Annotated in this window: 2 protein-coding genes; both read right to left on the reverse strand. The window is 25.7% G+C overall.

Translation table 4 applies throughout. From position 1 onward, the window contains the following. Positions 1–571 precede the first annotated feature (571 nt). Positions 572–1,366, reverse strand: coding sequence for an Abi family protein (locus C4B24_RS04590; RefSeq protein ID WP_168388364.1), 795 nt, complete (start codon positions 1,364–1,366; stop codon positions 572–574). A gap of 133 nt (positions 1,367–1,499) precedes the next feature. Beyond that, positions 1,500–2,060 (reverse strand): hypothetical protein, encoded by a 561-nt coding sequence (locus tag C4B24_RS04595; RefSeq protein ID WP_131599602.1) that lies wholly within the window; start codon positions 2,058–2,060, stop codon positions 1,500–1,502. Positions 2,061–2,251: the final 191 nt, after the last annotated feature.

The following is a 2,251-nucleotide window of genomic DNA, read 5'->3' on the forward strand; positions in this document are numbered from 1 at the left end:
GTTAATTTTCATCAAAGTATTTTATCTTTTTGTTTTTCATAATAAAAACTATTCTTGTTCACTTCAAAAATAACAACGACTTGATCTTGTTTTTATCTTCTCTCTAGTTATAGTTGTGTTTAATAGTTTATTAGCAACCTTTTTGTCCAAGGAATCCATTGTTCCTTCCTTAGCACAAACTTTTTGGCTTAGTGGGATAGCAATTGGTTTTAATTCAAAAACGGTTTTGTTTAAGCATTGTTCAATCTTAGCACGCTATAACATTTATATTTTTCCATTTGTTCTCCTTTTAATTATTTTTTAGGTATAAAAAAATTTAAAACCACTACGATTTTAAGATAATCCTTCATATTATTTCTTGCGGTAAGTTTCAAATGAATTCTTGTCTTTTAATATATAACTCAACTGCTTATTTTGGATAATGTTTGCTTAAGAGTTTGAAGGCAAATACTTATTTAGTTCAACCGAAATCAAAATACCAAAAAATAAAAAGGTTAGGTTAAGATCGTTATTAATGCTTTATAAAAAATCCAAACTAATCTTAGTTAAAATCTTTATGTGATTTTTATAGTTAATTAAAAAAAGTATTCAATCCCAATATATCAATCAATTTTTCTTTTTCAATATTTATTTTTGAGAAATCAAAGTTATCGAAAAACAACTTTATTTCTAAAAAATCTTTATGATAATAACTCTTTATAAACTTAATTAGATTTTTTAGAGTTACTTTTTTACCACTATTGGTCTGGGAAAGTGCTTTTAATGGGTTTGCATGGCAAATAATATTCCTGTATGTGTTAACTGTAATTAAATATTTTAAAAAAATATTTTTATTTTGTGTTACTCGTAGTTTTTCCGCAACATTCACGCTACTTGCAGTTAACTTTAACAGCATTCTCAACTGCCCGAAAGCCATTTCATCTACTAACAATCATAAAGGGAGTTTACCTGAAATGTAATATTCCTCCTTATACTTTCTTCTTTTATTCTTTTCTAATTTTTTCATATTTTCGATAAAAAACACAATTTCATCAGGGTAATTTGCACCACTCTTTGAATAAAAATCATTATTTAAGTAATTAAGGGGGTTTATGGTAGTTAATTCATATGCTATAGCTCATTTAAGACTGTGTTCAAATTTGAATATTATTTTTAATAACTTCATAGATAAATCATTATTAAACAAAAATAAGTTATATAAATGGGAAAGTTTCACCCCTTTCCTATAAACATTTAAATTTTCTTTATTTTGCAGATAGTGAATTCCATACTTATAAATTAAGTGTGAATAGTTTATTGATTCAAGTATCTTCTTGTCATCAACGTCAATTCCTCTTGATATTAAAATTTCTATTTGTTCTTCCACATTTTTGTGTGTAAGGAAATATTTATTACTCATTAAAACATTATACAAAAAAAAAGAGCCTAAGCTCATCTTTTGGAGGATTCCCGAAAGTCTCCATCCTTTGCAAATAAATTATACAATATTTTATTACTCATTAGAAATTAAATCTAAAATTACCTGATGATGATTCCTTGTATTCACTAATTTTTTCACACTCTTTCAATTTATTAATTAGTTTCTGATTTTCATGATTTGGAAGTTTTTTCACACTCTTATTATTTGAAATAAATCAAATAAAATCCGAATTTTTATTACCATTATTTGAACCTTTAGCCGCCAAATCTAATGGAGTTCCTACAGTTTCGACTTCACTTTCACCACTCATTGATTCAACTTGAATATCCATAGAATAACCATATGAAGCCCCTACCCCAACTTTTTGGTTAGTTTTTTTATGAAACAGATTTATTTTATCTTGCACCTCTACAAAAAGATCATTTAATTTTTTAGTTTCTAAAAGCTTGCATTTAGAAACTAATAGAATTCCATCACCAGCAGGATATGCTCTTGAAATTTTATATCCACCTTCTTTTGTTTTTATAGATTTAAAAAGTTTGTAAAACTCATTATAAGAATCTCACTTAACTTTATCATCATCAATTTTTGTAGAATTCCTCATATCTACATAGATTGCTATTACTTTATTTTTGTCCATTATTTCTCCCTTCGTATCGTATAATTGTTTATACAAATTTTGGTAATCTAAATTAATATAATTTCAACACCTATTAGATTTACATTTTAATTATACAAAATATAATATTTAATTATTTTCCCTTAATGGAAACTTCCAAGGTTCTTAAGTTAGATATAATTTAAATATGAAACAACCAAACAAAGACTACG

The sequence above is a fragment of the Mycoplasma marinum genome (assembly GCF_004335975.1).
Lineage (GTDB): Bacteria > Bacillota_I > Bacilli_A > Mycoplasmatales > Metamycoplasmataceae > Mycoplasma_K > Mycoplasma_K marinum.